The sequence below is a fragment of the Amylibacter sp. SFDW26 genome, assembly GCF_009184395.1.
GTDB lineage: Bacteria > Pseudomonadota > Alphaproteobacteria > Rhodobacterales > Rhodobacteraceae > Amylibacter.
The window spans coordinates 405,939-431,745 of the sequence record NZ_WEIC01000001.1 but is presented as its reverse complement, the minus strand read 5'-3'; the positions used below and the strand labels follow the sequence as shown (position 1 = coordinate 431,745).

The window sequence follows — 25,807 nt, the reverse complement described above, 5'->3', positions numbered from 1 at the left end:
AAATTAAGCGCGCGTCGTACCGTCGCCTATCACAATATACTTGAAACTTGTCAGTTGAGCAGCCCCTACTGGACCACGCGCGTGCATTTTACCAGTCGCAATGCCGATTTCAGCGCCCATACCAAATTCACCACCATCTGCGAATTGTGTAGATGCATTACGCATGACAATCGCACTATCAACACGCTCAAAGAAGCGATCAGCGACTGCATCATCTTCGGTCAAAATACAGTCCGTGTGATTTGAGCTGTATTCGTGGATATGCGCAATAGCACCATCCACACCATCCACAACTTTGGCAGCCATGATCATATCAAGGTATTCATGCCCCCAGTCGTCAGTTTTAGCCGCTACAACACCGCGCATTTTTTGGATGTATTCATCACCACGCACTTCTACATTTGCATCCAACAAATCTTGGATGAATGGAATGCCGTGGGCATCATAAAATCCGCGATCAACAAGCAAACATTCCAATGAACCACAAATGCCTGTACGGCGCGTTTTCGCATTCATGATAACATCACGCGCTTTTGATACATCTGCACTAGCATCCACATAGATATGACAAATACCTTCAAGATGTGCGAATACAGGAACGCGGGCATCGGCCTGAACACGGCCAACAAGACCTTTACCACCGCGTGGCACAATTACGTCAATATAATCGGTCATTGTCAGCATTTCACCAACAGCATCGCGATCTCGTGTTGGTACCAGTTGGATAGATGCTTCTGGCAAACCAACAGCTTTCAGACCATCCACAAGACATTCATGAATAGCACCAGATGAATGAAAACTTTCGGAACCACCACGCAAGATCACAGCATTGCCAGCTTTAAGGCATAAAGCACCCGCATCCGCAGTCACATTCGGGCGGCTTTCATAAATCACACCAATCACGCCCAATGGCGTGCTGACGCGTTTGATATGTAAACCTGTTGGACGATCCCATTCCGCCAACACAGCACCCACAGGGTCATCCTGCGCAGCAACGGCACGCAAACCATCAACGATGCTTTGAATGCGATCCTCGTCTAATTTCAAACGGTCCATCATGGCATCTGTCAGGCCTTTGTTACGGCCGAACTCCATATCCTTTTCATTCGCATCAATGATATCTGCACGGCGCGTCCAAACGGCATCGGCAGCAGCTTCGAGTGCTTTTTGTTTGACATCTGCAGAAGCAAACGCCAGCTCTGCGCTAGCAGCTTTTGCGTTTTGGCCAATCGTAGCCATGGTTGCTTTAATATCCATAATTCCTCACATCACCATGTCATCGCGATGAACCAAGCTTGCACGGCCTGGATATCCCAATATTTCTTTTATTTCAGTGGTTTGTCGCCCTGAAATCTTATTCACCTCGGCAGCATCGTAATTGACCAAACCTTTGGCCAGCTCAGCATTATTCTCATCAATGATAGAAACCATATCACCACGCAAGAAACCACCCTGCCCGCCAACAACGCCTGCTGGCAACAAAGATTTACCCGCCTTAAGCGCCTTGGCAGCGCCCGCATCCACGATCAATGTCCCCTTAGGCTTCATTGTTGCGATCCATTGCTTACGCGCAGCTTGCGGGTCACCATGCGCCATGAACCAACTGCATATTCCGCCGTTTTCCAAAGCTAACAAAGGTTGATCTACATCACCCAACATGATCGCCATAGAACAACCCGATTGCATTGCAGTTTTTGCAGCCATCACTTTTGTTTTCATACCACCTTTGGCATTTGCCGTACCTGCATCACCTGCCATCGCCTCAAGTTCTGGTGTGATATTTTCGATAACATCAATGCGTTTTGCTTCCGCATCTGTTTTCGGATTTCCTGTGTAAAAGCCATCCACATCAGACAGCAAAACCAACACATCCGCGCCAGCCATAGACGCAACTTGTGCAGCTAATCGATCATTGTCCCCAAAACGGATTTCATCGGTGGCAACAGTGTCATTTTCGTTCACAATAGGAACCACATCGCAAGCCAAAAGAGCTGTGAACGTGGCGCGTGAGTTCAGATAACGTCGGCGATCCGTACTGTCATCCAAAGTCAGCAAAATTTGTGCTGTCTTAATATTATAGGGTTCAAGGATTTCTTCGTAAGCACGTGCCAATCGGATTTGACCAACCGCAGCAGCAGCTTGGCTTTGTTCCAACGTTAATATGCCATCTGGCATACCAAGTACTTTACGCCCCAAAGCAATCGAACCAGACGAAACAACCAATATATCCCTACCCGCTTGCTTTTGCGCGGCAATATCTTTGGCCAAGCCTTTCAACCATTTCAGACGCAATTCACCAGTCTCAGCATCAACAAGAAGCGCTGATCCAATTTTGACAACGATGCGTTTTGCTGTGTTTAAGGGCGCCATCCAGTCGTCTCCTCAACCTCGCTATCATCCATCTCGGCCTTTTTCTCGTCTGCGTTTCGCATATCGATCGTTGATCGTAATTCACGCAAAACATCTTGCAAACCTTGATGTGCCACACCAGAGATTTGGTGCACAGTGCCCCCTACAACTTGCTCTAGTTCATTATGTATCTGCGCTTGTTCCGTATCATCGATCGCATCACATTTGTTCAATGCTGTGACACGTGGACGATTGGCAAGATCACCACCATACATTTTCAACTCGTTGATAATTGTATGATAATCTTCAATAGCCGTCTCAGATGTTCCATCTACAAGATGTAGCAAAACAGCACAGCGCTCTACGTGACCAAGGAAACGATCGCCGATACCTTTGCCTTCGTGTGCACCGGCAATCAAGCCAGGAATATCCGCCATAACGAATTCAGTATTATCAATGCCCACAACGCCCAAATTAGGATGCAATGTTGTGAATGGATAATCCGCAATCTTTGGGCGTGCATTTGAAGTGGCAGCCAAAAACGTCGATTTACCAGCGTTCGGCAAACCCAACAAACCAGCGTCCGCAATCAATTTTAGGTTCAACCAAATTTCACGATTAATTTCTGGCTGACCTGGGTTGGCTTTGCGTGGTGCTTGGTTACGCGATGACTTGAAATGAAGGTTACCGAAACCACCATTGCCACCTTCGGCCAATAAAAACCGTTGGCCCACTTCGGTCAAATCAGCGATTACAGTCACTTCGTCTTCGTCCAGAATTTCTGTTCCCACAGGAACCTTCAAAACAATATCTTCGCCATCTTTACCAGAGCGTTGCTTGCCCATACCAGGCTTGCCGTTTTGGGCAAAGAAGTGCTGCTGATAGCGAAAATCAATCAGCGTATTCAAACCTTCGACAGCTTCGGCAAAGACGCTGCCGCCTGAACCGCCATTGCCACCATCGGGACCACCATATTCAACATGTGCTTCGCGACGGAACGACACACAACCATTCCCCCCTGCCCCAGAGCGTATGTATACTTTTGCTATATCAAGAAATTTCATAAGCTCAGACTTTCAAAATCGGTTCGCGACAAGCGATACAGAAAGACGGGCGCAGGCTCAACCCGTGCCAGCGATGTATCGACATCTTCCCCAATACATTTGAAGCCAAACTTTTCTAATATACGTACTGAAGCAAGGTTATCGTGGAAAACATCGGCAACAATGTCATCTGCGCTAGAGCTCTTAAAGGTATACTCTAGCGTTTTATATACAGCTTCAGATGCAAATCCCTGTCCCCAATATGCTTGGTCGACCACATACATAAGCGAGATTGGGTTTCCACCTATACCAGTAAATCCAATTATTTTATTTCCCATCTCTATAATAAATGTCTTGGGTATATCGCGATCAGAAACACGCAACTGCACCCAGTCTTGAACATCATTATCTAACCATGGGCTTTTTAGGCTACCAGTCATTGAGGCAACATTAGAATTACCGCCTATTTTTTGTATAGCTTTCCAATCACTTCGTCTTAATGGGCGTAAAGTTAATCTTTTAGTTTTCATTACGCGTTCCTTTGCCTCTAACCATGCCTGACGTGTAAGAACTGTCGTAACATGCTCAACATCATTTAAATGTTTACGTTCGACAATCTTGCGGTCGACAATTTTAAAGCCGAGCTTCTCTTGAATACGAGCTGATCCCAAATTGGCGACAACATAACTTGACAGCAGCTCTTTTGCATCTGGATTGCTAAAGTATAAATCGACAGAAGCTTTTGCAGCCTCAGTACCAAAGCCTTTTCCCCAAGCTTCTTGGGCAAACCAATATCCAAGCCCTAATGGGCCTTCTGTTCCAATTACACCAATAAATATACCATCATTGAAAACACCAAATGGTTCTGTTTTTGTATCTCTAATTCTGTTTATAAATTCTTTTGCATCACCCAGACTATATGGATGCGGCAATAAATTTAACCATTTTGCAATTTCAAAATTATTAGCAGCCTCAGCTAAAGCATACGCATCCTCATCGCGTAGTTGACGCAATAATAACCTTTCTGTTTTTACCTCTCTCATAATCAAACCCTTAAACAAAAAAAGGGCCGGCTTTTCAGCCGACCCTTTCAAAACATTATGTTTCGCTTCAAATCAGCTTATTCCGCAGCCTCGGCCGCCGGAAGAACAGAAACGAATGTACGGCCTTTGAAGCCTTTTTTGAAAGATACGTGACCTTCAACAGTTGCGAACAATGTGTGATCTTTACCTTGACCAACATTTTCACCTGGCCACCACTTGTTGCCACGCTGACGTGCAATGATGTTGCCAGGGATAACCAATTCGCCACCGAATTTTTTAACGCCTAAACGACGACCCGCGGAGTCGCGACCGTTACGGGATGAACCGCCTGCTTTTTTATGTGCCATATCGCTAGTCCTTACTTATCTGCAGCTTTTTTAGCTGGCGCTTTTTTCTTAGGCGCTGCTTTTTTTGCTGCTGGTTTCGCTTCAGCTTTAGCTGCTTTTTTAGGAGCCGCTTTTTTCGCTGCTGGTTTCTTTGCCGCTGGCTTTTTAGCCACTGGTTTTGCTTCTACAGCACCTGGTACAAAACCTGTACCGTTATCTGCAGCTGCTACACCAGACTTATCTCCACCTTTAGCCAAGATGTCTGTTACACGAAGAACAGTGATCTGTTGACGGTGACCTTTTTTACGTTGCGAGCTGTGCTTACGACGACGTTTAACATAGTTGATAACCTTTGGGCCTTTGCCTTGCTCAAGAATTTCAGCTTGAACCGCAGCGCCCGCAACAGTCGGAACACCAATTGTTGGCTTATCGCCACCAACCATTAGAATCTCATTGAATTGAACTGTGTCACCAGCATTGCCAGTCACTTTTTCAACACGAAGAATATCTCCGCTGGCAACTTTATACTGCTTACCACCAGTTTTTAGTACCGCAAACATCTGCGCTATCCTTTAACTTCCGCGTCTTGTGGCCCGTTGAATTACTCAAGTAATTACAATTGTTTAGCGATTAAATCGCGCCTTCAAACAGCGCGCATCTTTCGATGCGATATGAAAATATACCCAAGCGAAGAGTCGCTTGGTGGGCGGCTTATCGTCGGATTACTGTTTAAAGTCAAGCGCTTTTGCCCAATAAACAAAGGGAATTTAGGTTGTTGGCAGCACCTGATCCATATGACACATTATCCCAAATTATAGAGGTGATCACAATGCCAGAAAAGATTGATTTAGCGGCTTACGAAGCCTTACAGGGCGAAACTCTTGGACATTCCGATTGGATGCGTATTGGTCAAGATATGATTGATGGGTTTTGCGATGTAACAGGCGATTATCAATTCATCCATAATGATCCAGAACGCGCCAAAGAAGACACGCCATTTGGCGGTGCGATTGCACATGGTTTTCTTACGTTGTCTTTAATCACTCAGATGTACAAAGACCGCGTTCCACAGTTAAAGGATCATGAGTTGGTGATTAATTATGGATTAAACCGCGTTCGCTTTCTGGAACCTGTTCCAAGTGGTGCTGAAATTCGTGGCGAATTCACGTTAAAGAAAATCAGTAAAAGGCGCGAAGGTCAGTATCTGTCAGAAAATGAAGTGCGTGTGCATATCAAAGACAATGAAAAGCCTGCGATGATCGGAACTTGGTTAACGTTATTGGTGTCTGGGGAACTTTAAGTATTAAAAAAGCCCCGAGTTCTGGTGAACTTGGGGCTTTTTTTAATGGAATGGCGCGGTTGACGGGGCTCGAACCCGCGACCTCCGGCGTGACAGGCCGGCACTCTAACCAGCTGAGCTACAACCGCGCTTTTCCGTTACAACATCCAGACGAGCTGTTTGCTGTGAGGTGGCTTTTAGGGTTTAACATCTGGTGCGTCAAGCACGTTCGCACGACAAAATGACATTTCTGTAAAAAATATTTTCACAGATTGAATTCCCCTCGAAAACAGTTTTGGTTCGTACTGGACAGCCTGTATTTTACTTGGTTAGGCTACGTCATGCCACAAAACCGAAAGTGCCCCTTATGACTAAGCATCTTACCGTCGTTGATCACCCTCTTATCCAACATAAGTTAACGATCATGCGGGACAAAACTACGCCATCAAATCAGTTTCGCCAATTGCTGCGCGAAATCAGCCATCTGCTAGCCTATGAAGTAACACGTGATTTGCCGCTTACGACGAAATCTATCGATACACCAATGCTGACGATAGATGCACCAACTGTTGAAGGTAAAAAATTGGCACTGGTTTCCATCCTGCGCGCCGGGAATGGTCTGTTGGACGGAATGTTGGATTTGATTCCATCAGCACGTGTTGGTTTTGTTGGGTTGTACCGTGACGAGGAAACGTTAAAACCCGTAAAATACTATTTCAAAGTGCCTTCAGAAATCGACAAACGTTTGGTGATTGCTGTGGATCCAATGTTGGCTACGGGTAACTCTTCGGCGGCTGCAATTGATATGTTGAAAGAAGCAGGCGCAAAAAACATCGTCTTCTTATGCTTATTAGCAGCCCCAGAAGGCGTGGCACGTATGAAAGCCGCACATCCAGATGTGCCTATTGTAACAGCATCACTTGATGATTGTTTGAACGAGAATGGGTACATTATGCCAGGCCTTGGGGATGCTGGCGATCGTATATTTGGTACGCAGTAAGTAACGGGCGCATAAATATAGTATATATTTCTTGATTTTCGCATCGTTTGAGGCAATGCTTTCCTCGATTGATCGCCTCCACTAAACGAGAGTGCGATTTGAGGTCGGTAATAAAATCCAACGATAAAAACGCACAACTATAATCCATTGGCGCAAAGCCAAGAAGGAGGGAAAATGAGTCATTCAGCTCAAAATACAGACTATTCATTTGGTCCAGAAAATGCCGTCGTAGGTGCACAAATGCTCTTTGTGGCCTTTGGTGCTTTGGTGTTGGTGCCAATTCTTACAGGGCTTGATCCGAATGTGGCCCTATTCACAGCGGGTTTGGGCACGCTAGTGTTTCAACTTGTCACCAAAGGCCAAGTACCCGTATTTCTGGCATCATCCTTTGCTTTTATCGCACCCATAATATACGGCGTGCAAACATGGGGTATGGCAGCCACAACAGGAGGCTTAGCCTTTGCTGGACTTTTTTACGTCGCCATCAGCTTTGCTGTACGTGCTTTTGGCAGTGGTTTCATACATCGTCTATTGCCGCCCGTGGTTGTTGGACCTGTGATCATGGTAATTGGTCTATCTTTGGCCCCTATTGCAATTAACATGGCGTCTGGTGTTGCAGGAACAGATCAAATCTTTCCAAAATCAACATCACTGGTCATTGCCGCTATTACATTAGCAGCCACTGTATTAACCGCTATCCTTGGTAAAGGTATGATGAAAATCGTGCCAATTATCGTTGGTATTGTTGTGGGATACATTGCATCACTCATCATTGGCCCGCTTATGGGAACAGGTCTGGTGAACTTCGGTAATGTTGGCAGCGCGCCTTGGTTCGCGGTTCCGGCATTCGTAGCACCAGAATTCCAACTTGCGGCCATTCTATACATCCTACCAGTTGCCATTGCGCCTGCAATCGAACACTTTGGTGATATCGTTGCCATCGGCGGTGTGACAAAAAAGGATTATCTGGAAAAGCCTGGCATTCAAAATACAATGCTGGGGGATGGTCTTGCTACTACTGCTGCTGGCCTATTGGGTGGCCCACCAAACACGACATATTCAGAAGTAACTGGTGCAGTTACGCTGACCAAAGCCTTTAACCCAGGTGTGATGACATGGGCGGCCATATTCGCAATCATCTTGGCCTTTGTTGGTAAGTTGGGTGCATTGCTGGGCACAATCCCTATGCCTGTGATGGGCGGGATTATGATCCTTATGTTTGGTCTTATCACAACAGTCGGCTTGTCAGTTTTGATGAAAGCAAAAGATGACCTGTCTGATGCACGCAATATGTCCATCATCTCTATCATCTTGGTTGTTGGTGTCGGTGGACTTGCCATTCAATTCGGCGGCGGCTTTGCACTGGGCGGCATTGGCCTTGCAGGCGTATTGGGTGTTTTACTAAACCTATTCTTGCCTAAATCAGCTGAGTAATATCACATGACAAAAGGCCTAAGAGACTATTCTTAGGCCTTTTTAACGGCGCCAGTACCTTTCTTGACCTGTATCAACATGAATAAAGCCACGTCGTGGGTAATACCCCACACCACCTGCTCCATTTGCTTGAGCGACTTTTACTAAATCAAAGGTTTTCACGCCTCTAATTGTGAAATCAACAGCGCGGCCTTCAACGTGTTTACTTTTGCGCGCAGCCCCACGGATGGCTGAATTGGTTTTACGGGTTCTATAACCAGACTTTATCATTAATGGCGCGCCAGAAAATTGCGCCTGAATACGTGCTAGAACTTCATAAAGCTCAAGGTCCATAAATTTAACCTCACCTGCACTTACATCGCGCAATATCCAGTTTAAAGATTTCAAATCCTTATCTTTGATACCACGGCGCCCAAATTCACATTGAAATTTTTCACCAGTTCTTTGACGCTCTAACGCCAATGTCGGCTTCTCGCGCGCAACTGCTGGTGTTGCCAAGACAAGAGACTGAGCTGCCAAGGCAGTTATAAAAGTACGTCGCTGATACATTGCTCGATTTCCATTTTTCACGCCACATAGAGAAAGTCGTACAGAATGGAAAACGAAACGTTAGGATATATAAGAGAATTTACGCCGAAAGCAAAAAGCCGCCCATTAGGCGGCATTTTATGGTGGGTGATAAGAGACTCGAACTCCTGACATCTTCGGTGTAAACGAAGCGCTCTACCAACTGAGCTAATCACCCGCTGAGTGGGCTTTTAGAGAGAGTTTGCAGAGGCTTCAAGAGCCATTTTCACTTAACTTGCTTTTTTTTCAGCATCATCATTATTTTTTAGATTCAGCTTATAATGCAGCTTTGTATTTTCACCAGATCCACGTTCTATTGAACGGATTTTACCCAATGGTGGAATCTGAACAGTTTTACCTTCAGCCAAACATTTGTTTAGATATTCCAAAAGACTGTCTACTGCTTCGCGAACATCGCGTTTACGTAGGCCAGTCGATACTGTTACATGATCATAGATGTCTTTTTTCTTGATCATATTTGGATCAATTACTTTTACAGGTTCATCAGATACTTCTTCTGTATCTGTCGCTGTTTCTTCTACTTCAACAACTTCAGCTTTCGCTTTTTCTGCAGCTTTTGTTGTCTTAGATTTCTTTGTTGCCGTAGCCATTGTTTGCCCCACTTTTATTATTTTATGGCTTTATGCTAATCGCAAACATAAAAAAACGCCACCAATTTTATCAACTGGTAGCGTTATTTTTAAGATTTTAATCTATATTTAGTGTGCGATTGTTGGATTTGTCGCATTTTTTTCAGCTGCAAGTGCAGTTGCGGCGGCTTCTTCTGCCGCTTCATCCCATTCAATCGACTCTGGTGTTGCAACCAATGCATGCTTCAATACATCCGCAACAACATCTACAGGGATAATTTCCATACCATCTTTAACAATATCCGGAATATCTTGCAGATCTTTTTCATTGTCACGTGGGATCAATACAGTTTTGATACCGCCACGCAATGCCGCCAAAAGCTTCTCTTTCAAGCCGCCAATAGGTAGCACATGACCACGCAAGGTAACTTCACCTGTCATTGCAATATCTTTACGCACAGCGATACCCGTTAAAACAGATACGATTGATGTCACCATACCAACACCCGCAGACGGACCATCTTTTGGGGTCGCTCCTTCTGGAACGTGTACGTGAATGTCGATCTTTTCAAACTGCGGAGGTTTCACACCAATCTCAGGGCTAATCGAACGTACAAATGAAGATGCAGCATCGATGCTTTCCTTCATTACATCGCCCAACTTACCGGTCGTTTTCATGCGACCTTTACCTGGCAATTTCAGTGCCTCAATAGACAGCAATTCACCGCCAACAGATGTATAGGCAAGGCCCGTTACAACACCAACTTGGTCTGTTTCTTCGGCAAGGCCATATTTAAAACGTTTCACACCCAAATAATCGTCGACATTATCCGCCGTAACATGAACTGTTTTTGCCTTGCCTTTAACAATCTCAGTAATTGCTTTCCTGCAAAGCTTAGCAAGCTCACGTTCCAAATTACGAACACCCGCTTCACGCGTATAAACACGTACCATTTCAAGTAATGCATCGTCATCAAGGACCAGTTCGCCATCACGGAGGCCGTGATTTTTCAATTGCTTAGATAACAAGTGACGTTTGGCAATCTCTAACTTCTCTTGTTCTGTATATCCAGACAAGCTGATAATTTCCATGCGATCCAGCAATGGGCCCGGCATGTTGTAAGAGTTCGCCGTTGTTAGGAACATCACATTAGACAGGTCGTATTCAACTTCCATATAGTGATCCGAGAACGTGCCGTTTTGCTCTGGGTCCAGAACCTCAAGCATAGCACTGGCAGGGTCACCACGGAAATCTTGGCCCATTTTGTCGATTTCATCCAACAAAATCAGCGGGTTTGTCGTTTTCGCTTTTTTCATCGCTTGGATGATTTTACCTGGCATAGAACCGATATAAGTTCGACGGTGACCGCGAATTTCGCTTTCATCACGTACACCACCAAGGGACACGCGAATAAATTCACGACCAGTTGCTTTCGCAACAGACTTACCAAGCGAGGTTTTACCAACGCCTGGAGGACCAACAAGGCATAGGATTGGGCCTTTCAATTTCGCAGATCGTTTTTGTACCGCTAGATATTCAACAATGCGTTCTTTGACTTTTTCCAAACCATAATGATCTGCGTCAAGAATTTGTTCAGCACGACCAAGGTCTTTTTTCACACGGGATTTAACGCCCCAAGGAATAGACAACATCCAGTCCAGATAGTTGCGCACAACTGTTGCTTCCGCAGACATAGGGGACATTTGGCGCAGTTTTTTCAACTCACCCAATGCTTTTTCCTTAGCCTCTTTGGAAAACTTCGTGTTGTTGATCTGTTGCTCTAGTTCAGCAAGTTCATCACCACCACCTTGCTCACCATCACCCAACTCTTGTTGGATCGCTTTCATTTGTTCGTTCAGATAATATTCGCGCTGCGTGCGTTCCATCTGGTTCTTCACGCGTGACTTAATCTTTTTCTCGACCTTCAGCACAGACATTTCGCCCTGCATCAAGCCAAAGATTTTTTCCAAACGTTCTGACAGATCAAGTGTTTCAAGCAATTCTTGTTTTTGATCCACACGAATAGACAAGTGACCTGCAACTGTATCGGCAAGTTTGTCAGCACCATCTGTTTTGGCAACAGCGGTTAGCGCTTCTTCTGGGATCGATTTATTTAGCTTCGCATAACGCTCGAATTCTTTAGATACAGAACGGCTTAGCGCTTCAATCGCGGCTGGATCATTTGCTGTTTCTTCTAAGAAATCTGCAGAAGCTTCGAAATAATCAGGATTGTCCATGTATTCAGTGATTTGAACACGGCGCAAACCCTCTACCAACACTTTTACAGTGCCGTCTGGCAATTTCAGCAGCTGTAGAACGCTGGCCAAAACACCTGATGGGTAGATTGTTTCTTCTGTTGGCTCATCTTCTGATGGGTCAATCTGGCTGGACAATAGAATTTCTTTATTGTCGTCCATAACGGCTTCTAGGGCGCGCACTGATTTTTCGCGGCCTACAAAAAGCGGTACGATCATATGTGGAAAAACCACAATATCACGCAGTGGAAGGACTGGATAAGATACGCTGCTCGCGTCTGACATACTGTTTCCTTTGTTTTAGCAAGAAACCTTTGCGCCCCAGTTTTCCCAGCAACGCCCGTGTTTCTCCAATTGGTGTGAGCTTTATTTGGTGTTTTTTATGGGTAAGTCAATCCTTACACCGCTCATCTTTATGGCATCGATTGTGAACGTTTCCAGTAAGAGTCGCAAGAGTAGATAAGGGGTTACACAACCCAATCTGCATTAAATTGGCTCAATATCGCCTTGTTCACGCATTGCATGGAAGGTTTTCACAAATTTTTCCAATGCATTATTAGAAATGGCTTCACGCATCCCCGCCATAAGCTCTTGATAATAATGTAAGTTATGCCACGTCAGCAACATTGAGCCGATAATCTCATGGCATTTGATCGTATGATGCAAATACGCACGTGAATATTTTGTACAGCACGGACATGTGCATTTTTCATCCAATGGACGCGGATCATCTTTGTGTCGCGCATTCTTTAGGTTAATGGCACCCATACGCGTTAACCCCTGCCCTGTGCGGCCAGAACGCGAAGGTAACACGCAATCAAACATGTCTACACCACGTTGAACAGCCCCCACCAAGTCGTCTGGTTTGCCCACGCCCATCAAATACCGTGGTTTATCCGTTGGTAACTGTTGTGGGGCGTAATTTAGGACATCAAACATCATTTCCTGCCCCTCACCCACAGCCAAACCACCAATGGCATACCCATCGAAATCAACTTTTTGCAAAGCTTCCGCACTTTCGGCTCGCATATCTTGGAATGTGCTACCTTGTTGGATGCCAAACAGCGCATATCCTGGGCGATCACCAAACGCATCGCGGGATCGTTGTGCCCAACGCATAGACAATTCCATGCTCTCACGCGCTTGTTTTTCTGTCGCTGGGTACGGTGTACACTCATCAAACGCCATAACGATATCAGAGCCCAGCAATCTTTGTATCTCCATAGACCGTTCTGGCGTCAAGTTATGTTCCGATCCATCTACATGGCTGCGAAACTTTACGCCCTCTTCGGTTAATTTGCGCAAATCCGCCAAGCTCATCACTTGAAATCCACCCGAATCTGTCAAAATTGGTTTATCCCAATTCATGAACTTATGCAGACCACCCAAATTATGAACACGTTCCGCCCCTGGACGCAGCATCAGATGATAGGTATTGCCCAGTAATATCTCTGCACCTGTCGCTGCAACGCTTTCAGGCATCATCGCTTTTACCGTCGCTGCTGTGCCCACAGGCATGAACGCAGGTGTCTGAATATCACCCTTTGGCGTCTTAACGATTCCCCGTCTCGCCATGCCATCTGTGTTAAGCAGTTCAAAATCAAAGCGTTTTGTCATATTAATCTCACTGGACGTTTCTGAAATCTTTTCTTATATGTTTAGTCAGGAATTCCAAGAGAGATTACAAATTATGTCCGCTGAAGACGCACCCATGGAAGGTACACCGTTGATCAAACCTTCGACAACGGAACACCCTTTATACGATACCATCTGCGAAGCATGTCGCACGGTGCATGATCCCGAGATCCCTGTAAACATCTTTGATTTGGGTCTGATTTATACAATCGAAATCAGCGATGAAGGTGTTGTGAATATCCTGATGAGCCTTACAGCACCTGGCTGCCCAGTGGCTGGTGAAATGCCAGGTTGGGTCGAAGAAGCTGTTGAACCATTGCCAGGTGTACAATCTGTTTCAGTTCACCTGATCTGGGAACCACAGTGGGGCATGGATATGATGTCTGACGAAGCCCGCCTTGAATTGGGCTTTATGTAAAGATTTTATTAAAGCGTCACATAACATAATCACAATTGTCATAAACTAATCCTAGGGTTGCTGGAGCAAAGCAAATCTAGGAGAAAATTATGCTGCGTTTATCTCTATTACTGACAACACTGATCCCAGCCGCTGCGGTTGCAGGTACAGTTCAGCTTGGCCCACGCCCCGCTTATTTGATCGATCAAATGCAGGACGGCCCATTAAAACAGAAACTGGCTTCATGTGCTGACATGACATTCCAAAAGAATGATTTTTCAATCGGCCACCGTGGTGCAGCAATGATGTTCCCAGAGCATACAAAAGAATCTTATAATGCTGCTGCAACAATGGGCGCTGGTATTGTGGAGTGTGATGTAACCTTCACTGCTGACAAAGAGCTGGTGTGTCGTCATGCACAAAACGACTTGCACACAACAACGAATATCCTTGCAACAGATCTGGCTCCTAAGTGTACGGCTGGCTTTAGCCCAGCAAATGGTGACACACCTGCATCTGCAGAATGTCGTGCATCTGACATCACATTGGCAGAGTTTAAAACACTAAACGGTAAAATGGACGCTTCTGACAGTGATGCAAAGACATTGGATGCATTTCTGAATGCAACCGCTAACTGGCGCACAGACCTTTATGCAACCAAAGGCACTGTGATGACACATGCCGAAACAATCGAACACTTCAAAAAGCTTGGCGTTAAGTTCACACCAGAATTGAAAACACCGTCTGTTGAAATGCCATTCGATGGGTTTTCACAAGATGATTACGCGCAAAAAATGATCGATGAATACAAAGCCGCTGGCGTGCCTGCATCAGATGTTTGGGCACAGTCGTTTAACCTTGAAGACGTTCTATACTGGATTGAAAACGAACCAGAATTCGGCAAACAGGCGGTTTACTTGGACGACAGTTATGACATCGAAGGTTGGTCGCCACAGAAACCTGAAACTTGGGTACATAAGATGTCTGATCTAAAAGCAATGGGTGTGAATTATATCGCACCACCAATGTGGGCTTTGGTTGCATTGGAAAATGATAAAATAGTTCCAAGCACATATGCAAAAGAAGCAAATGCTGCTGGTCTGAACCTGATTACATGGACATTGGAACGCTCTGGCCCATTGGCAGACGGCGGCGGTTGGTATTTCCAAACGATCAAAGAAGCCACAAATAACGATGCGATGTATTTCGAGTTGTTGGATGTGCTTGCACAAGAGGTTGGCATCAAAGGCATGTTCTCTGATTGGCCAGCAACAACAACATACTATGCAAATTGCATGGGCATTGGCTCGCAAAGCTAAAATGTAAAGCAGAAGCCTCCATATGAATGGGGGGCTTCTACCCTGCGATTTTTCGCATCAATAACTCTAGCGGTCCCGCCTTATGCATCCGCATCCATAAAGTGGCGAAAAGCATTGATAGGACACAAAAAACCAAACTTGCAATGATAGATTGATTTTCAGTCAAAGCACCAATCCATCCCAACTCTTCAAACATCCCCATACCAATCACGATATGCGCAATATAAAGCGTTAGGCTGATCCGCCCCGCTTTGCTCATCAAACGCAACAGTGGTTTCATCCAATCAAGTTTAAATAAAAGTTCACAAATACCGATCGCAACCGTTGCTCCACTTATGCCAACACCAACATAAAAGGGTGTAGGCGGAACTGGGACAACACCTGTTAAAAGACCTAGATCAGTCTCAATTTCGTTTAAAATAGGTGAAATGAACCCAGAAATCACGATTAAGACTGCACATATAACGAAACCATAAACAGCCAGATTTTGCGCATGCGTCACTATATCAATTTTCGACAACCACATTCCGTAAAGCAAAAACGCGATCCAAGGGAAAACAGGATGCCAACCATTATAAAATAGGTTTCTTATAAAGCCGTCTGGCGTCCAAAACCCTTCGTATTCTAATGTTTTCCAGTCCCATCCAACATCGTAATTCAAGGCAAGTAATCCTGTGAAGGAAACCATAACAACAACAATGATCGCCAATATTAAACCACGTTTGGGTAAGGGCAAGAACCAGCATCCGAATGCAAAGTAAACTGCATAATAATGAATAATATCAGCGGGAAAGATCAAAGAGTTCAACAATCCTAAAATCATCAGGAATGCGGCACGCTTTAATATTACGGTATAGGAAAGCTTATTTTTAGCAAAAGCCAGACCCAATCCAACACCTGCAAGCACCACAAATAAAGCAGCCGCCTTACCCTCAAAAAAATTCACAAATGCGCTTTGATTGGCTTCGGGAGTTAATACAATACGAAAATTGACCAACACCATACCAACAAATGCGCAAAATCGCGCGAAGTCTAACCCTACTAAACGCTTATTTGATGACATGAATGATGTCCTATCTCTTGAGCAATGCGGTTTCTCGTACTACATACAAATTAAACATATGAGATGGAACGGATAAAATGTTCGGGATCCCTGGAAAACAAGCGGTCACAATCACTGAAAAAGCTGCGGTTCAAATCGCAAAGCTTATGTCTGATGGTGGCAAAAAAGGCCTGCGTGTAGGCGTCAAAAAAGGCGGCTGCGCAGGTATGGAATACACAATGGATTATGTCGATGAGATTGATCCAAATGATGAGGTTGTAGAACAAAACGGCGCCGTGGTGATGATTGCACCTATGGCTCAAATGTTTTTGTTTGGCACTGAAATTGACTATGAGGTCTCGCTTTTGGAAGCGGGCTTTAAATTCAACAACCCAAATGTCTCTGAGGCATGTGGATGTGGTGAATCTATTAAATTTGAAGGTATGTAATTAAAATGCGCAAAAAATTGGCGGCGGGCAATTGGAAGATGAATGGCCTGCGGGAAAGCTTGCAGGAAATCAAAACATTATCAGAAGTAGCTGTAAAAGCATCTTGTGAAGTGCTTATTTGTCCCCCTGCCACATTGGTGCAGTCTATGACCTCTATCTCAAACGACATCATCGTTGGCGGCCAAGATTGCCATGCAGATGCCTCTGGGGCCCATACTGGCGATATCTCTGCCGCTATGTTGGCGGATTGCGGCGCACAATACGTTATCCTTGGTCATTCAGAACGTCGCGAAGATCACGGAGAAACGGATGAACTTGTGCGCGAGAAAACTAGAACGGCTTGGAGCAATGGCTTAACTGCAATTGTCTGCGTCGGTGAAAGCCTTGCCCAACGTGAAGCGTCAAACACCATTGATATCATTGGCGGGCAATTGGCAGCTTCTATTCCTGATAATGCCACTGGTGAAAATCTTGTGGTCGCTTACGAGCCCGTTTGGGCGATTGGCACAGGTTTGACACCAACATTGGATCAAATAGGCGAAGTTCACGATTTTATTCGTATGCGTCTTGAACGCCGCTTTGGAGAAGGTGTTGGGCGCTCTGTTCGTTTGCTATACGGCGGTTCCATGAACCCTAAGAATGCTGCTGATATTGCGGCCGTATCCAATGTGGATGGCGGTTTGGTGGGCGGAGCCAGCCTGAAAGCGGCTGACTTCTCTCAAGTTATAGCAGCATTAAGTTAACCAATACGGTCAGACACACCGCCGTAAGCTTCATTATAATGCGAACGCAAACGTTGCAGTGCAATGCGCAATACCACTTTGCCCGAACGTGCCGACCAACCCATACGCTTTTCTGCGGCTTCCAAACCTTCCAGAAAACAACAACAGCGCAATGCAATATCCCCCAATCCAGGCCCTAAAGCCGTTAACGCTTTATGAAAGCGGCTTTGCGCCTGTGATGATCCACCACCTTCGCTAGATCCAAAGTTGCCTCGATCAGAACCAACCAAAAACCGATCCCAGTTTTGCGCAACACGTGGTCCCATTTGCGCCAATTCAAAATCTTCGCGCAATCGTTCGCCTGCTTGTAATAAATCTTGCCCCAAGAACGGTTCTCCATTCTTACCTTTTTTACGACCTAAAGAATTGATTGGACTTTCACGCAAGTTCACCCGTATTTGTTCACGCGATTTACCATCATCGCTTGAAACCGTACGCTCCCCCCATTCAATATGCTGACCTTGAAACGGTGTGACTGCTTCGGCAAATCCTTGTGGTTGCTTTTGCGATTGCACTTCAGATGCCATACGTTTCAAAGCCAATCGCCCTGCATGGGTGATCTCATAACGGTTAAACTTCCCCCCACCAATCAATTCTATAAAATCCTTAACCAATAAATCCTGACCAAGGTCTCGTGATAAAACAGCCGATCGCACCTGATTTTTACCTGCTCCTCGCATCACGACAGCTTTTGGTAAATCTAGCGACATTACTAAAAATGAGTTCTGTTCCGATAATCGACGCAAAATACGCATTATATCTTTATCGGTTTGCGCTGAATTATTTAAGGCTTCTGCAATCATTTTTGGTTCTTTCTGTGTCTTTAAAATAGGTTTTTTTTGACCAATACGCGTCAAAATATCATCTAAAAGCGGGTCATCGCGCTTTGCTTCAATTTTGCGGACCCTGCGCAAAACTGTAGAGGGATGCACCCCATCCCTTTGGGCAATACGGCGTAATGAAATACCTTTTTCAACGTGATCAATGTATTCTTGTAATTCTGGCAGCGAAACGGTCTGCAAATCTCCCTCCGTTCATTTTTGGTTAATACAAATTAAGATTGAACTCCTGAAAAACTCTTTAAAATTAACACGGTGAGCCAATCATTGTTTCCAAATCGTAATCAATAGAAAACGATACGTTCGCACTGTTACAAAATACGCAACACTTGAAATTCTGTCCGATACTCATCCAAAAAGGAGATGAGAATGTACCCAACTGAGATTTTTCAAAAAATTTTACGCCCGAAAATTTTGATGCAAGCCGCAAAAATTGGCCTGCAAAGCTATCGCAGAGAAACTGATCTTAAAAAGATATTGGGGGCACGTGCCTTATCCGATCACAATCAGAATATCACGCACCTCAGCGATCGTGAAATTGAATTGGAAGAGGCCCGTAAAAGCGGAAATGCGGCCTATGATATGAACAAACACATTCAAATCATGACCGCATTGCTGCAAGAATTATATCTGTTGCCGAAAGCGCGGGTTACTTAACCAAAAGCGTCTGGTTCGCTTTCTTTGCGTTTTGTAATGTAAGCTTTCAACGCTTCATCAACGGCTGGATCAATGGTAGGTTGCTGATAATCATTCAGCAACTTTTTCACCCGTTCATTGGCAAGTGTCATTGTATCTTTTGCGCCATCTTCTTCCCAAGTTTCATACGGTTTGTAATCCAAAACCTCAGACCGCCAGAAAGCGCTTTTGAAATTGGCTTGCGTATGTTCACATCCCAGATAGTGACCACCTGGCCCCACTTCACGAATAGCACCCATACCTTGGCCATTCTCAGACATATCAACGCCTTCAGCTACAGAGTGTAAAACACCCAACTGATCTGCATCCATCACGAATTTCTCAAAAGAGGCAACCAAACCGCCCTCTAACCAACCAGCGGCATGCAGACAGAAGTTTACACCGCCCAATAACGCAGCATTCAATGTATTCGCTGTTTCATAAGCGGCCTGTGCATCAGGCAGCTTCGACCCACAAAGGGATCCCCCCGAACGAAATGGTAAGCCAAGACGCCGCGCCAATTGACCAGCACCATATAGGATTTTGCTGGCTTCGGGCGTACCAAATGTCGGCGCACCAGAGTTCATATCGATGGATGTCACAAAAGCACCAAAAATCACAGGCGCACCTGGGTTACACAACTGATTATACGCAACCCCTGCTAAGCCTTCTGCCAATACTTGCGTAAGTGTTCCTGCAACAGAAACAGGCGCCATAGCACCACCCACAATGAAGGGGGATACAATACAAGCTTGGTTGTTCTTTGCATAAATCTCCATCGCACCCATCATGATATCGTCAAACGTCATCGGAGAGTTGATGTTGATAAGCGATGTCATAACCGTTTTGTTGGCAACGCTTTCACCAAACAGGATTTCAGACATCTTTACAGAATCTTCTGCCCGTTCAGGTGCCGTAACAGACCCCATATATGGCTTATCACTTAGCGTCATATGTGCGTAAAGCATATCCAAGTGACGTTTATTAACCGCAACATCCGTTGGCTCACACACAGTCCCACCCGAATGATGCAGCCATTTGGACATATATGTCAGTTTCACAAACTTTTGGAAATCATCCATCGTTGCATACCGACGGCCACCATCTATATCGCGCACGAACGGAGGCCCGTAGACAGGTGCCAACACCATAGAATTGCCACCGACACGCACATTGCGATCAGGATTGCGCGCATATTGTACATATTCAGACGGCGCAGTTGCAATCAATTTGCGTGCCAAACCACGTGGAATGCGGACACGTTCACCATCAACATCTGCCCCCGCTTCGCGCCAAAGATCCAATGCTGCTGGGTTATCTAGAAAGTTAACACCAACTTCTTCCAAAATCGTTTCCGCATTGGTTTCAATGATTTGCAGTGCCTCTTCATTCAGAACTTCAAAGTTCGGAATGTTACGCTCGATATACTTTGCCGCTTCTATTTTAACGGCTGTACGCTCTGCGCGGCGTGCGGCACCGCCACCTCCGCGTACACGACGACGACCTGAACGTTCGGATGTGGCTGCTTCTGACATTTAGAATCCCCAGATGTAATGTTTCCAGTTCACCCTAATCTATTAGCACATTTCCCATCCCGCAAATTCGCACAATTTGTGACATGAGCGACATATCTGTCGGTTTCATCATAACGGCCTTGCGCAAACAGCTCTTGCGCGAATCCGCGTAGGTTAATAAACCCCGCTCATGAGCACACAATCACATGACCGCCTTTTAATCATAGACTTCGGCAGCCAAGTTACGCAGCTTATCGCGCGTCGCTTACGCGAGTTGAGCGTTTATTGCGAAATCCACCCTTATCAAAATGTTGATGAAGCCTTTATCAAAGACTTCGCACCAAAGGCCGTAATCCTATCAGGTGGCCCATGCAGCGTGATTGACGAAGACAGCCCGCGCGCACCACAGGCCCTGTTTGATATGGGTTTGCCAGTGCTTGGCATCTGTTATGGCCAACAAGTAATGATGAGCCAATTAGGCGGCCAAGTGGATCGTGGTCACGGCACCGCAGAATTCGGTCGTGCTTATGTAACACCAACCGACGATAAACTTTCTATTCTTGAGGGTTGGTTCGCAGACGATAAAGAACAAGTCTGGATGAGCCACGGCGACCACGTATCCAAAATCGCTGACGGCTTTAAGGTTTACGGCACATCGCCAAACGCCCCTTACGCTGTAACCGCTGATCTTGATCGTAATTTCTTTGCTGTGCAATTCCATCCAGAAGTGCATCACACACCAAATGGTGCAAAGCTATACGAAAACTTTGTGAAACTCGCTGGCTTCACAGGTGACTGGACAATGGGCGCCTACCGCGAACAAGCGATTGCTGCTATTCGTGAACAAGTGGGCGACGAACAAGTTATTTGTGGCTTATCAGGCGGTGTAGACAGTTCGGTTGCAGCCGTTTTGATACACGAAGCAATTGGGGACCAATTGACATGTGTGTTTGTGGATCATGGCCTGCTGCGTATGGGCGAAGGCGAAGAAGTCGTCAAAATGTTCCGTGACCATTACAAGATGAAATTGATCCACGCCGAAGAACAAGAATTGTTCCTTGGCGAATTGGACGGGCAATCCGACCCAGAAACCAAGCGTAAGATTATTGGCAAGTTGTTTATTGATGTATTCGAAAAACACGCAAAATCCGTAGGCGGCGCAAAGTTCCTTGCTCAAGGTACACTGTACCCAGATGTTATTGAAAGTGTTAGCTTTTCTGGCGGACCATCGGTCACGATCAAATCACACCATAACGTGGGCGGACTTCCTGAAAAGATGGGAATGAAGCTGGTTGAGCCTCTACGTGAACTCTTCAAAGACGAAGTGCGTGCATTGGGCCGTGAACTTGGCCTCCCTGAAAGTTTTGTAGGACGTCATCCCTTCCCAGGTCCAGGTCTTGCAATCCGTTGCCCAGGTGAAATCACACGCCCGAAATTGGAAATTCTACGCAAAGCCGATGCAGTATATATCGATCAAATCCGCAAACACGGGCTGTATGACGATATCTGGCAAGCCTTTGTTGCGATCCTGCCAGTTCGCACCGTTGGTGTAATGGGCGATGGTCGTACATATGATTATGCATGCGCACTACGTGCTGTTACATCTGTGGACGGTATGACAGCCGATTACTATCCATACAGCCACGAGTTTCTTGGTGAAACAGCAACACGCATCATCAACGAGGTCGAAGGTATCAACCGCGTGACTTACGATATCACATCAAAACCACCTGGAACCATTGAGTGGGAATAAGTAAGTTAAAAACAGTTTAACTGTAGGAGGGATTATGAATACGGACGAAGTAAAATCGCTTGCAAAGCAAAATACTCCAATAGTTCGCATTCAAAAGCACCCAAATTTATTCCGCCATAATGTTGTTGATGAACTTACAGATGGAACAAACTTCGGCATAGAACTTGGTGTTGCTTCTGGAGTTTTTTCCAAACGCATGATGGACTCTGGAAAGTTCCGTCAATTCTATGGCGTTGATGTATATGCCGACACTCATGACACAGAAGAATATAAAAAAGCCTTAAAGCACATTGGTATAAGACGAAATTACAAACTTCTTCGTATGACTTTTGATGATGCTATCGATTTATTTAAAGATGACTTTTTTGATTTCATTTATGTTGATGGCTATGCTCATACTGGCGAAGAAGGCGGCACAACTTTGATAAAGTGGTACCAGAAATTAAAGCCGGGCGGCATAATGGCAGGCGATGATTACCACGATGATTGGCCTTTGGTTAAATGGGCTGTCAATCATTTCGCAAGTCAACTTGATAAAACAGTAAATGTCACAGGAAAAACGGAACACAGTGGTTATTCAAAATATCCATCTTGGTTTATGACAAAGCCACTCAAGGGTATATCACATATAAATATGCCAGAAAAATTGATAAATGCTGCCCGAAAAGAACGCACACGCATAGATAAAGAACGTTTCATGCAGCAATTCACAAAATGAAGTAATTGATATTATTCCAATGTAGCTTGAACGTATTTACCACGTAATCTACGGTATTGTGAAAATCACCGTACGAAAAGAATTAGAACGAATGAACCTAGAAAAAAAGATACCACCACCCATTGTGACACTCATCTTTATCGGGTTGGCCTATTTATCATCGATATCAGCCCCAAATGAATATTTTGGTAGATTTCTGTCCATTGCATTCGGGTGCATCCTTACAGGTTTGATTGCAATTATCATTGCAAATGTTCAGTTCAGAAAAGCCTCTACGACAATCAATCCGATGCAACCAGAAACCGCCAGTTCATTAGTTGACACTGGGCTCTTCGCGCAATCACGCAATCCTATGTATGTTGGCATGGCCATGATTTTAACTGGGTTTTGTATATATTTTGGCAGCTTGTTTGGGTTGCTCGCGATCCCAGCTTTCATTCAATATATGAACCGTTATCAGATCATCCCCGAAGAAGAAGCTCTTCAAGTTATCTTTGGGCAAAGTTACACAAACTATTGCAATACAGTCCGTCGTTGGATTTAATCCAAAGAAAAGGATTAAATCATGCAATTACACCGAGGATCATGCCACTGTGGCGCCGTACGTTTCGAAGTGCAGTCTGATGATATCCTAAAAGACATCTACCGTTGTAATTGCAGCCTTTGCCAGAAAAAAGGCATCGTGATGAAAGCGGAACATAAGTTTCACTTCAGACTGACCGCTGGGGCGGAGAGCTTGCTATGCTATCAATGGAATAAGAAGATCGCAAAGCATTATTTTTGCAAAAATTGTGGAGTTTACACCCATCACAAACGCCGTCGCGACCCCAACGAGATCAGCGTTAATATAGCCTGTTTAGACGATATCGATATGCCAGCTGATGCAGATATAAAACTTGCTAACGGACAAGAACATGACTGACAAAAAAATTCACCTAAACGGCTATATGGACGCCCCACCTGATAAATTTGAAGAGGTCAACATCGCCGTTCAAGAACACATAGCCTTAACCCGCGCTGAAGAGGGTTGTATTTCATTCGAAGTCACCCCTTGTCCAAATGTTAAAGGGCGTTTTCTGGTTGCTGAAATATTCCAAAACCGCGCTGCATTTGATCAACACCAAATACGTACGGGTCAATCAGAATGGGCAAAGATTACAAAAGGCATGCCGCGAACTTATGAGATCACAGAAGAAGCATAATTTATCGCGCTGCTTGCACAATTAAATTTGCCGATATCTCACCCACCGTACAGCTTTCAAACTGTGCTGTTTGCTGCCCTTTGGAAAACCATTCAGCGCGCGCGCCCAATCCAATAGAAACCTTTGGGCCAATGCGCAGAGGTTCACGTCCCCAATGGCTGTCTGTAAAAGGTTCGCTTTTATAGAGCCGCTTTAAATCCGCGCGCGGCAACCCAGCGCGTGTGAATAATACACCTGCAATGCATTCCACTTGCCGCGTCACCATCCCACGCAGTTCCGTTTCTCGATCACGTTGATCCGTAATTTTACGCAAAGCGATATCTGCAACACCGTATTTCACTTGAACAGCATGCCCCATCACATGCGCTAACTCATAAGCTTCGCGCATATCCGATTTAGGTTCTTTACGTATAAAAACAACATTCTGACTGGTACAATACGCAATGTCTTTATTCACACCACTCCCAAAGCCGCACAGCCCTGTCAGATCATCCACAAACTGCACAGGTGGGGTTTTGGGGAAAATCTGATGTACGACACGATTAATATCTTGGACAGCGTCTGCAAGCGCTGCCACAGGTGACATAATAAAAAGGAACAGGTATTTCTTCATGTAAAAAACTTACGGTATCCAGCGCATTATTGGAAGCCGCTTGACAGTATTGTGTTCAACAGCCACCACTTACCTATGACCAGTCAAACCCACCCTATTCGCGCCGCATTTTGGATGATCGGTGCCATTGTTTCATTTTCATCTATGGCCATCGCTGGACGTGAGATCAACCTGCAACTCGATACCTTTGAGATCATGATGTACCGCTCATTGATAGGCTTGGTTGTTCTCGTCTGCATTGTTTCGTGGATGGGTAAGACAGATGAAATCAAACGCAGCCAAATGGGATTGCACGTTATACGTAATATCGGTCATTTCGTAGGGCAAAACCTTTGGTTCTATGCTTTAACTCTAATTCCTTTGGCACATCTATTTGCCTTTGAGTTTTCTGTACCAATCTGGGTCACATTGGCAGCTCCTTTTTTATTAGCAGAACGTCTATCGCGGGTTCGCATGCTCTCAATATTCATTGGCTTTGTGGGCATTCTCATCGTGACACGGCCTTGGTCAGCAGGCATATCAACAGGGATCATTGCAGCTGCCCTATGCGCAATCGGCTTTGCTGTGGCAATTATCTATACAAAGAAGCTGACGCAAACCCAGACGATCACCAATATTCTGTTTTGGATGACAGCTATTCAATTGGTCTTCGGTATCATATGCGCAGGATATGATGGCGATATTGCGCTACCCACGCCCGAAAACATTCCATGGATAACTGTTATAGGCATTGCTGGTCTTGTCGCACATCTTTGCCTGACCACAGCCCTTAAATTGGCACCAGCTACATTTGTCATGCCAATAGATTTCACTAGGCTACCCATCATCGCAATCATAGGCATGCTCTTTTACAATGAGCCACTTGATCTGTTGGTCATTTTAGGCGCTCTTATTATCTTTAGCGCCAATTATTTGAACATATGGTCCGAAACCCGCAAGAAACAGATTGCTTAAAACGGCAAACCATCACACCACGTTATGA

General features: G+C 45.2%; 28 protein-coding genes and 2 tRNA genes. 14 read left to right on the top strand and 16 right to left on the bottom strand.

Annotated elements, in window-relative coordinates:
• Positions 1-3: 3 nt before the first annotated feature.
• The 6 genes from F9L33_RS02260 to rplU form a co-directional block, all read right to left on the bottom strand.
• A complete protein-coding gene (locus tag F9L33_RS02260; protein WP_226803907.1) occupies positions 4-1,257 on the bottom strand; it encodes a glutamate-5-semialdehyde dehydrogenase in 1,254 nt (417 codons plus the stop codon).
• A 6-nt stretch (positions 1,258-1,263) separates the two neighbouring features.
• Positions 1,264-2,370, bottom strand: a complete 1,107-nt coding sequence (gene proB / locus F9L33_RS02255) for a glutamate 5-kinase (protein WP_152141104.1) — start codon at positions 2,368-2,370, stop codon at positions 1,264-1,266.
• Positions 2,358-3,413, bottom strand: a complete 1,056-nt coding sequence (gene obgE / locus F9L33_RS02250) for a GTPase ObgE (RefSeq protein WP_152141103.1) — start codon at positions 3,411-3,413, stop codon at positions 2,358-2,360. Before obgE ends, proB begins: the two co-directional genes overlap by 13 nt.
• On the bottom strand, positions 3,410-4,435 hold the full coding sequence (locus F9L33_RS02245; protein ID WP_152141102.1) for a GNAT family N-acetyltransferase: 1,026 nt from the start codon (positions 4,433-4,435) through the stop codon (positions 3,410-3,412). The genes obgE and F9L33_RS02245 overlap by 4 nt, the downstream gene beginning before the upstream one ends.
• A 77-nt stretch (positions 4,436-4,512) precedes the next feature.
• The gene (gene rpmA, locus F9L33_RS02240; RefSeq protein ID WP_152141101.1) at positions 4,513-4,782 is read right to left on the bottom strand and encodes a 50S ribosomal protein L27; all 270 of its coding nucleotides are present in this window, start codon (positions 4,780-4,782) and stop codon (positions 4,513-4,515) included.
• Between the two features lie 11 nt (positions 4,783-4,793).
• Positions 4,794-5,321: a 50S ribosomal protein L21 gene (gene rplU / locus F9L33_RS02235; protein WP_152141100.1), complete on the bottom strand. Its 528-nt coding sequence runs from the start codon at positions 5,319-5,321 to the stop codon at positions 4,794-4,796.
• Positions 5,322-5,536: 215 nt separating this feature from the next.
• Here rplU and F9L33_RS02230 point away from each other — a divergent pair, with 215 nt between their 5' ends.
• A complete protein-coding gene (locus tag F9L33_RS02230) occupies positions 5,537-6,061 on the top strand; it encodes a MaoC family dehydratase (RefSeq protein WP_226803905.1) in 525 nt (174 codons plus the stop codon).
• Positions 6,062-6,112: 51 nt separating this feature from the next.
• Here the strand turns inward: F9L33_RS02230 and F9L33_RS02225 are convergent.
• A tRNA-Asp gene (locus F9L33_RS02225) sits at positions 6,113-6,189 on the bottom strand.
• A 218-nt stretch (positions 6,190-6,407) separates the two neighbouring features.
• Between F9L33_RS02225 and upp the strand changes: the two genes are divergently transcribed.
• Both upp and F9L33_RS02215 read left to right on the top strand, forming a co-directional pair.
• Positions 6,408-7,040, top strand: coding sequence for a uracil phosphoribosyltransferase (upp, locus tag F9L33_RS02220; protein ID WP_152141099.1), 633 nt, complete (start codon positions 6,408-6,410; stop codon positions 7,038-7,040).
• A gap of 174 nt (positions 7,041-7,214) precedes the next feature.
• Positions 7,215-8,474 (top strand): uracil-xanthine permease family protein, encoded by a 1,260-nt coding sequence (locus F9L33_RS02215; RefSeq protein ID WP_152141098.1) that lies wholly within the window; start codon positions 7,215-7,217, stop codon positions 8,472-8,474.
• Between the two features lie 42 nt (positions 8,475-8,516).
• Here F9L33_RS02215 and F9L33_RS02210 read toward each other — a convergent pair whose 3' ends face one another.
• The 5 genes from F9L33_RS02210 to tgt form a co-directional block, all read right to left on the bottom strand.
• The gene (locus F9L33_RS02210) at positions 8,517-9,023 is read right to left on the bottom strand and encodes a DUF882 domain-containing protein (protein WP_152141097.1); all 507 of its coding nucleotides are present in this window, start codon (positions 9,021-9,023) and stop codon (positions 8,517-8,519) included.
• 120 nt (positions 9,024-9,143) lie between these two features.
• A tRNA-Val gene (locus F9L33_RS02205) sits at positions 9,144-9,219 on the bottom strand.
• 52 nt (positions 9,220-9,271) lie between these two features.
• Complete coding sequence (locus F9L33_RS02200) at positions 9,272-9,652, bottom strand: HU family DNA-binding protein (RefSeq protein ID WP_152141096.1); 381 nt, start codon at positions 9,650-9,652, stop codon at positions 9,272-9,274.
• A gap of 108 nt (positions 9,653-9,760) precedes the next feature.
• Positions 9,761-12,172: an endopeptidase La gene (gene lon / locus F9L33_RS02195; protein ID WP_152141095.1), complete on the bottom strand. Its 2,412-nt coding sequence runs from the start codon at positions 12,170-12,172 to the stop codon at positions 9,761-9,763.
• 201 nt (positions 12,173-12,373) lie between these two features.
• Positions 12,374-13,504: a tRNA guanosine(34) transglycosylase Tgt gene (gene tgt, locus F9L33_RS02190; RefSeq protein WP_152141094.1), complete on the bottom strand. Its 1,131-nt coding sequence runs from the start codon at positions 13,502-13,504 to the stop codon at positions 12,374-12,376.
• A gap of 73 nt (positions 13,505-13,577) precedes the next feature.
• Between tgt and F9L33_RS02185 the strand changes: the two genes are divergently transcribed.
• Together F9L33_RS02185 and F9L33_RS02180 are read left to right on the top strand one after the other, a co-directional pair.
• Entirely contained in the window at positions 13,578-13,940 is a 363-nt protein-coding gene (locus tag F9L33_RS02185; RefSeq protein ID WP_152141093.1) for a DUF59 domain-containing protein, read from the top strand.
• Between the two features lie 89 nt (positions 13,941-14,029).
• Positions 14,030-15,238, top strand: coding sequence for a glycerophosphodiester phosphodiesterase family protein (locus F9L33_RS02180; protein WP_152141092.1), 1,209 nt, complete (start codon positions 14,030-14,032; stop codon positions 15,236-15,238).
• 37 nt (positions 15,239-15,275) lie between these two features.
• Here F9L33_RS02180 and F9L33_RS02175 read toward each other — a convergent pair whose 3' ends face one another.
• A complete protein-coding gene (locus F9L33_RS02175) occupies positions 15,276-16,301 on the bottom strand; it encodes a DUF418 domain-containing protein (protein ID WP_152141091.1) in 1,026 nt (341 codons plus the stop codon).
• 77 nt (positions 16,302-16,378) lie between these two features.
• On the opposite strand from F9L33_RS02175, the gene F9L33_RS02170 reads away from it, so the two are divergent.
• Complete coding sequence (locus F9L33_RS02170; protein ID WP_152141090.1) at positions 16,379-16,729, top strand: iron-sulfur cluster assembly accessory protein; 351 nt, start codon at positions 16,379-16,381, stop codon at positions 16,727-16,729.
• A gap of 5 nt (positions 16,730-16,734) precedes the next feature.
• Positions 16,735-17,472 carry a triose-phosphate isomerase gene (gene tpiA / locus F9L33_RS02165; protein ID WP_152141089.1) on the top strand — a complete coding sequence of 246 codons (738 nt, stop codon included), beginning with the start codon at positions 16,735-16,737 and terminating at the stop codon, positions 17,470-17,472.
• On the opposite strand, the gene F9L33_RS02160 is transcribed toward tpiA, so the two are convergent.
• Positions 17,469-18,533 (bottom strand): DUF6456 domain-containing protein, encoded by a 1,065-nt coding sequence (locus tag F9L33_RS02160; RefSeq protein ID WP_152141088.1) that lies wholly within the window; start codon positions 18,531-18,533, stop codon positions 17,469-17,471. The genes tpiA and F9L33_RS02160 overlap by 4 nt on opposite strands.
• Before the next feature lie 186 nt (positions 18,534-18,719).
• Between F9L33_RS02160 and F9L33_RS02155 the strand changes: the two genes are divergently transcribed.
• Positions 18,720-19,007 (top strand): DUF6477 family protein, encoded by a 288-nt coding sequence (locus F9L33_RS02155; protein ID WP_152141087.1) that lies wholly within the window; start codon positions 18,720-18,722, stop codon positions 19,005-19,007.
• Here the strand turns inward: F9L33_RS02155 and F9L33_RS02150 are convergent.
• Positions 19,004-20,560 (bottom strand): trimethylamine methyltransferase family protein, encoded by a 1,557-nt coding sequence (locus tag F9L33_RS02150; RefSeq protein ID WP_152141086.1) that lies wholly within the window; start codon positions 20,558-20,560, stop codon positions 19,004-19,006. The two genes, F9L33_RS02155 and F9L33_RS02150, sit on opposite strands and share 4 nt — an antisense overlap.
• A 169-nt stretch (positions 20,561-20,729) precedes the next feature.
• On the opposite strand from F9L33_RS02150, the gene guaA reads away from it, so the two are divergent.
• The 5 genes from guaA to F9L33_RS02125 all read left to right on the top strand — a co-directional run bounded on the left by guaA (position 20,730) and on the right by F9L33_RS02125 (position 24,212).
• Positions 20,730-22,292 (top strand): glutamine-hydrolyzing GMP synthase, encoded by a 1,563-nt coding sequence (gene guaA, locus F9L33_RS02145; RefSeq protein WP_152141085.1) that lies wholly within the window; start codon positions 20,730-20,732, stop codon positions 22,290-22,292.
• A 34-nt stretch (positions 22,293-22,326) separates the two neighbouring features.
• Positions 22,327-23,010: a class I SAM-dependent methyltransferase gene (locus F9L33_RS02140; protein ID WP_152141084.1), complete on the top strand. Its 684-nt coding sequence runs from the start codon at positions 22,327-22,329 to the stop codon at positions 23,008-23,010.
• Between the two features lie 91 nt (positions 23,011-23,101).
• Positions 23,102-23,554, top strand: coding sequence for an isoprenylcysteine carboxylmethyltransferase family protein (locus F9L33_RS02135; protein ID WP_152141083.1), 453 nt, complete (start codon positions 23,102-23,104; stop codon positions 23,552-23,554).
• Positions 23,555-23,575: 21 nt separating this feature from the next.
• Positions 23,576-23,932 (top strand): GFA family protein, encoded by a 357-nt coding sequence (locus F9L33_RS02130; RefSeq protein ID WP_152141082.1) that lies wholly within the window; start codon positions 23,576-23,578, stop codon positions 23,930-23,932.
• Positions 23,925-24,212: a putative quinol monooxygenase gene (locus F9L33_RS02125; protein ID WP_152141081.1), complete on the top strand. Its 288-nt coding sequence runs from the start codon at positions 23,925-23,927 to the stop codon at positions 24,210-24,212. The genes F9L33_RS02130 and F9L33_RS02125 overlap by 8 nt, the downstream gene beginning before the upstream one ends.
• Position 24,213: 1 nt before the next feature.
• Here F9L33_RS02125 and F9L33_RS02120 read toward each other — a convergent pair whose 3' ends face one another.
• Positions 24,214-24,825: a hypothetical protein gene (locus tag F9L33_RS02120; protein WP_152141080.1), complete on the bottom strand. Its 612-nt coding sequence runs from the start codon at positions 24,823-24,825 to the stop codon at positions 24,214-24,216.
• Positions 24,826-24,900: 75 nt separating this feature from the next.
• Between F9L33_RS02120 and F9L33_RS02115 the strand changes: the two genes are divergently transcribed.
• On the top strand, positions 24,901-25,779 hold the full coding sequence (locus F9L33_RS02115) for a DMT family transporter (RefSeq protein WP_226803903.1): 879 nt from the start codon (positions 24,901-24,903) through the stop codon (positions 25,777-25,779).
• The last annotated feature ends 28 nt before the right edge of the window (positions 25,780-25,807 follow it).

What these genes read in the sequence shown, in the direction of transcription:
- F9L33_RS02135 (WP_152141083.1), top strand. Translation starts at nt 23,102, where the DNA reads ATGAACCTAGAAAAAAAGATACCACCACCCATTGTGACACTCATCTTT.
- proB (WP_152141104.1), bottom strand. Translation starts at nt 2,370, where the DNA reads ATGGCGCCCTTAAACACAGCAAAACGCATCGTTGTCAAAATTGGATCA.
- F9L33_RS02130 (WP_152141082.1), top strand. Translation starts at nt 23,576, where the DNA reads ATGCAATTACACCGAGGATCATGCCACTGTGGCGCCGTACGTTTCGAA.
- rpmA (WP_152141101.1), bottom strand. Translation starts at nt 4,782, where the DNA reads ATGGCACATAAAAAAGCAGGCGGTTCATCCCGTAACGGTCGCGACTCC.
- lon (WP_152141095.1), bottom strand. Translation starts at nt 12,172, where the DNA reads ATGTCAGACGCGAGCAGCGTATCTTATCCAGTCCTTCCACTGCGTGAT.
- obgE (WP_152141103.1), bottom strand. Translation starts at nt 3,413, where the DNA reads ATGAAATTTCTTGATATAGCAAAAGTATACATACGCTCTGGGGCAGGG.
- F9L33_RS02140 (WP_152141084.1), top strand. Translation starts at nt 22,327, where the DNA reads ATGAATACGGACGAAGTAAAATCGCTTGCAAAGCAAAATACTCCAATA.
- F9L33_RS02180 (WP_152141092.1), top strand. Translation starts at nt 14,030, where the DNA reads ATGCTGCGTTTATCTCTATTACTGACAACACTGATCCCAGCCGCTGCG.
- F9L33_RS02120 (WP_152141080.1), bottom strand. Translation starts at nt 24,825, where the DNA reads ATGAAGAAATACCTGTTCCTTTTTATTATGTCACCTGTGGCAGCGCTT.
- F9L33_RS02115 (WP_226803903.1), top strand. Translation starts at nt 24,901, where the DNA reads ATGACCAGTCAAACCCACCCTATTCGCGCCGCATTTTGGATGATCGGT.
- tpiA (WP_152141089.1), top strand. Translation starts at nt 16,735, where the DNA reads ATGCGCAAAAAATTGGCGGCGGGCAATTGGAAGATGAATGGCCTGCGG.
- F9L33_RS02185 (WP_152141093.1), top strand. Translation starts at nt 13,578, where the DNA reads ATGTCCGCTGAAGACGCACCCATGGAAGGTACACCGTTGATCAAACCT.
- F9L33_RS02215 (WP_152141098.1), top strand. Translation starts at nt 7,215, where the DNA reads ATGAGTCATTCAGCTCAAAATACAGACTATTCATTTGGTCCAGAAAAT.
- guaA (WP_152141085.1), top strand. Translation starts at nt 20,730, where the DNA reads ATGAGCACACAATCACATGACCGCCTTTTAATCATAGACTTCGGCAGC.
- F9L33_RS02260 (WP_226803907.1), bottom strand. Translation starts at nt 1,257, where the DNA reads ATGGATATTAAAGCAACCATGGCTACGATTGGCCAAAACGCAAAAGCT.
- rplU (WP_152141100.1), bottom strand. Translation starts at nt 5,321, where the DNA reads ATGTTTGCGGTACTAAAAACTGGTGGTAAGCAGTATAAAGTTGCCAGC.
- F9L33_RS02155 (WP_152141087.1), top strand. Translation starts at nt 18,720, where the DNA reads ATGTACCCAACTGAGATTTTTCAAAAAATTTTACGCCCGAAAATTTTG.
- upp (WP_152141099.1), top strand. Translation starts at nt 6,408, where the DNA reads ATGACTAAGCATCTTACCGTCGTTGATCACCCTCTTATCCAACATAAG.
- F9L33_RS02150 (WP_152141086.1), bottom strand. Translation starts at nt 20,560, where the DNA reads ATGTCAGAAGCAGCCACATCCGAACGTTCAGGTCGTCGTCGTGTACGC.
- F9L33_RS02200 (WP_152141096.1), bottom strand. Translation starts at nt 9,652, where the DNA reads ATGGCTACGGCAACAAAGAAATCTAAGACAACAAAAGCTGCAGAAAAA.
- F9L33_RS02175 (WP_152141091.1), bottom strand. Translation starts at nt 16,301, where the DNA reads ATGTCATCAAATAAGCGTTTAGTAGGGTTAGACTTCGCGCGATTTTGC.
- tgt (WP_152141094.1), bottom strand. Translation starts at nt 13,504, where the DNA reads ATGACAAAACGCTTTGATTTTGAACTGCTTAACACAGATGGCATGGCG.
- F9L33_RS02245 (WP_152141102.1), bottom strand. Translation starts at nt 4,435, where the DNA reads ATGAGAGAGGTAAAAACAGAAAGGTTATTATTGCGTCAACTACGCGAT.
- F9L33_RS02170 (WP_152141090.1), top strand. Translation starts at nt 16,379, where the DNA reads ATGTTCGGGATCCCTGGAAAACAAGCGGTCACAATCACTGAAAAAGCT.
- F9L33_RS02210 (WP_152141097.1), bottom strand. Translation starts at nt 9,023, where the DNA reads ATGTATCAGCGACGTACTTTTATAACTGCCTTGGCAGCTCAGTCTCTT.
- F9L33_RS02125 (WP_152141081.1), top strand. Translation starts at nt 23,925, where the DNA reads ATGACTGACAAAAAAATTCACCTAAACGGCTATATGGACGCCCCACCT.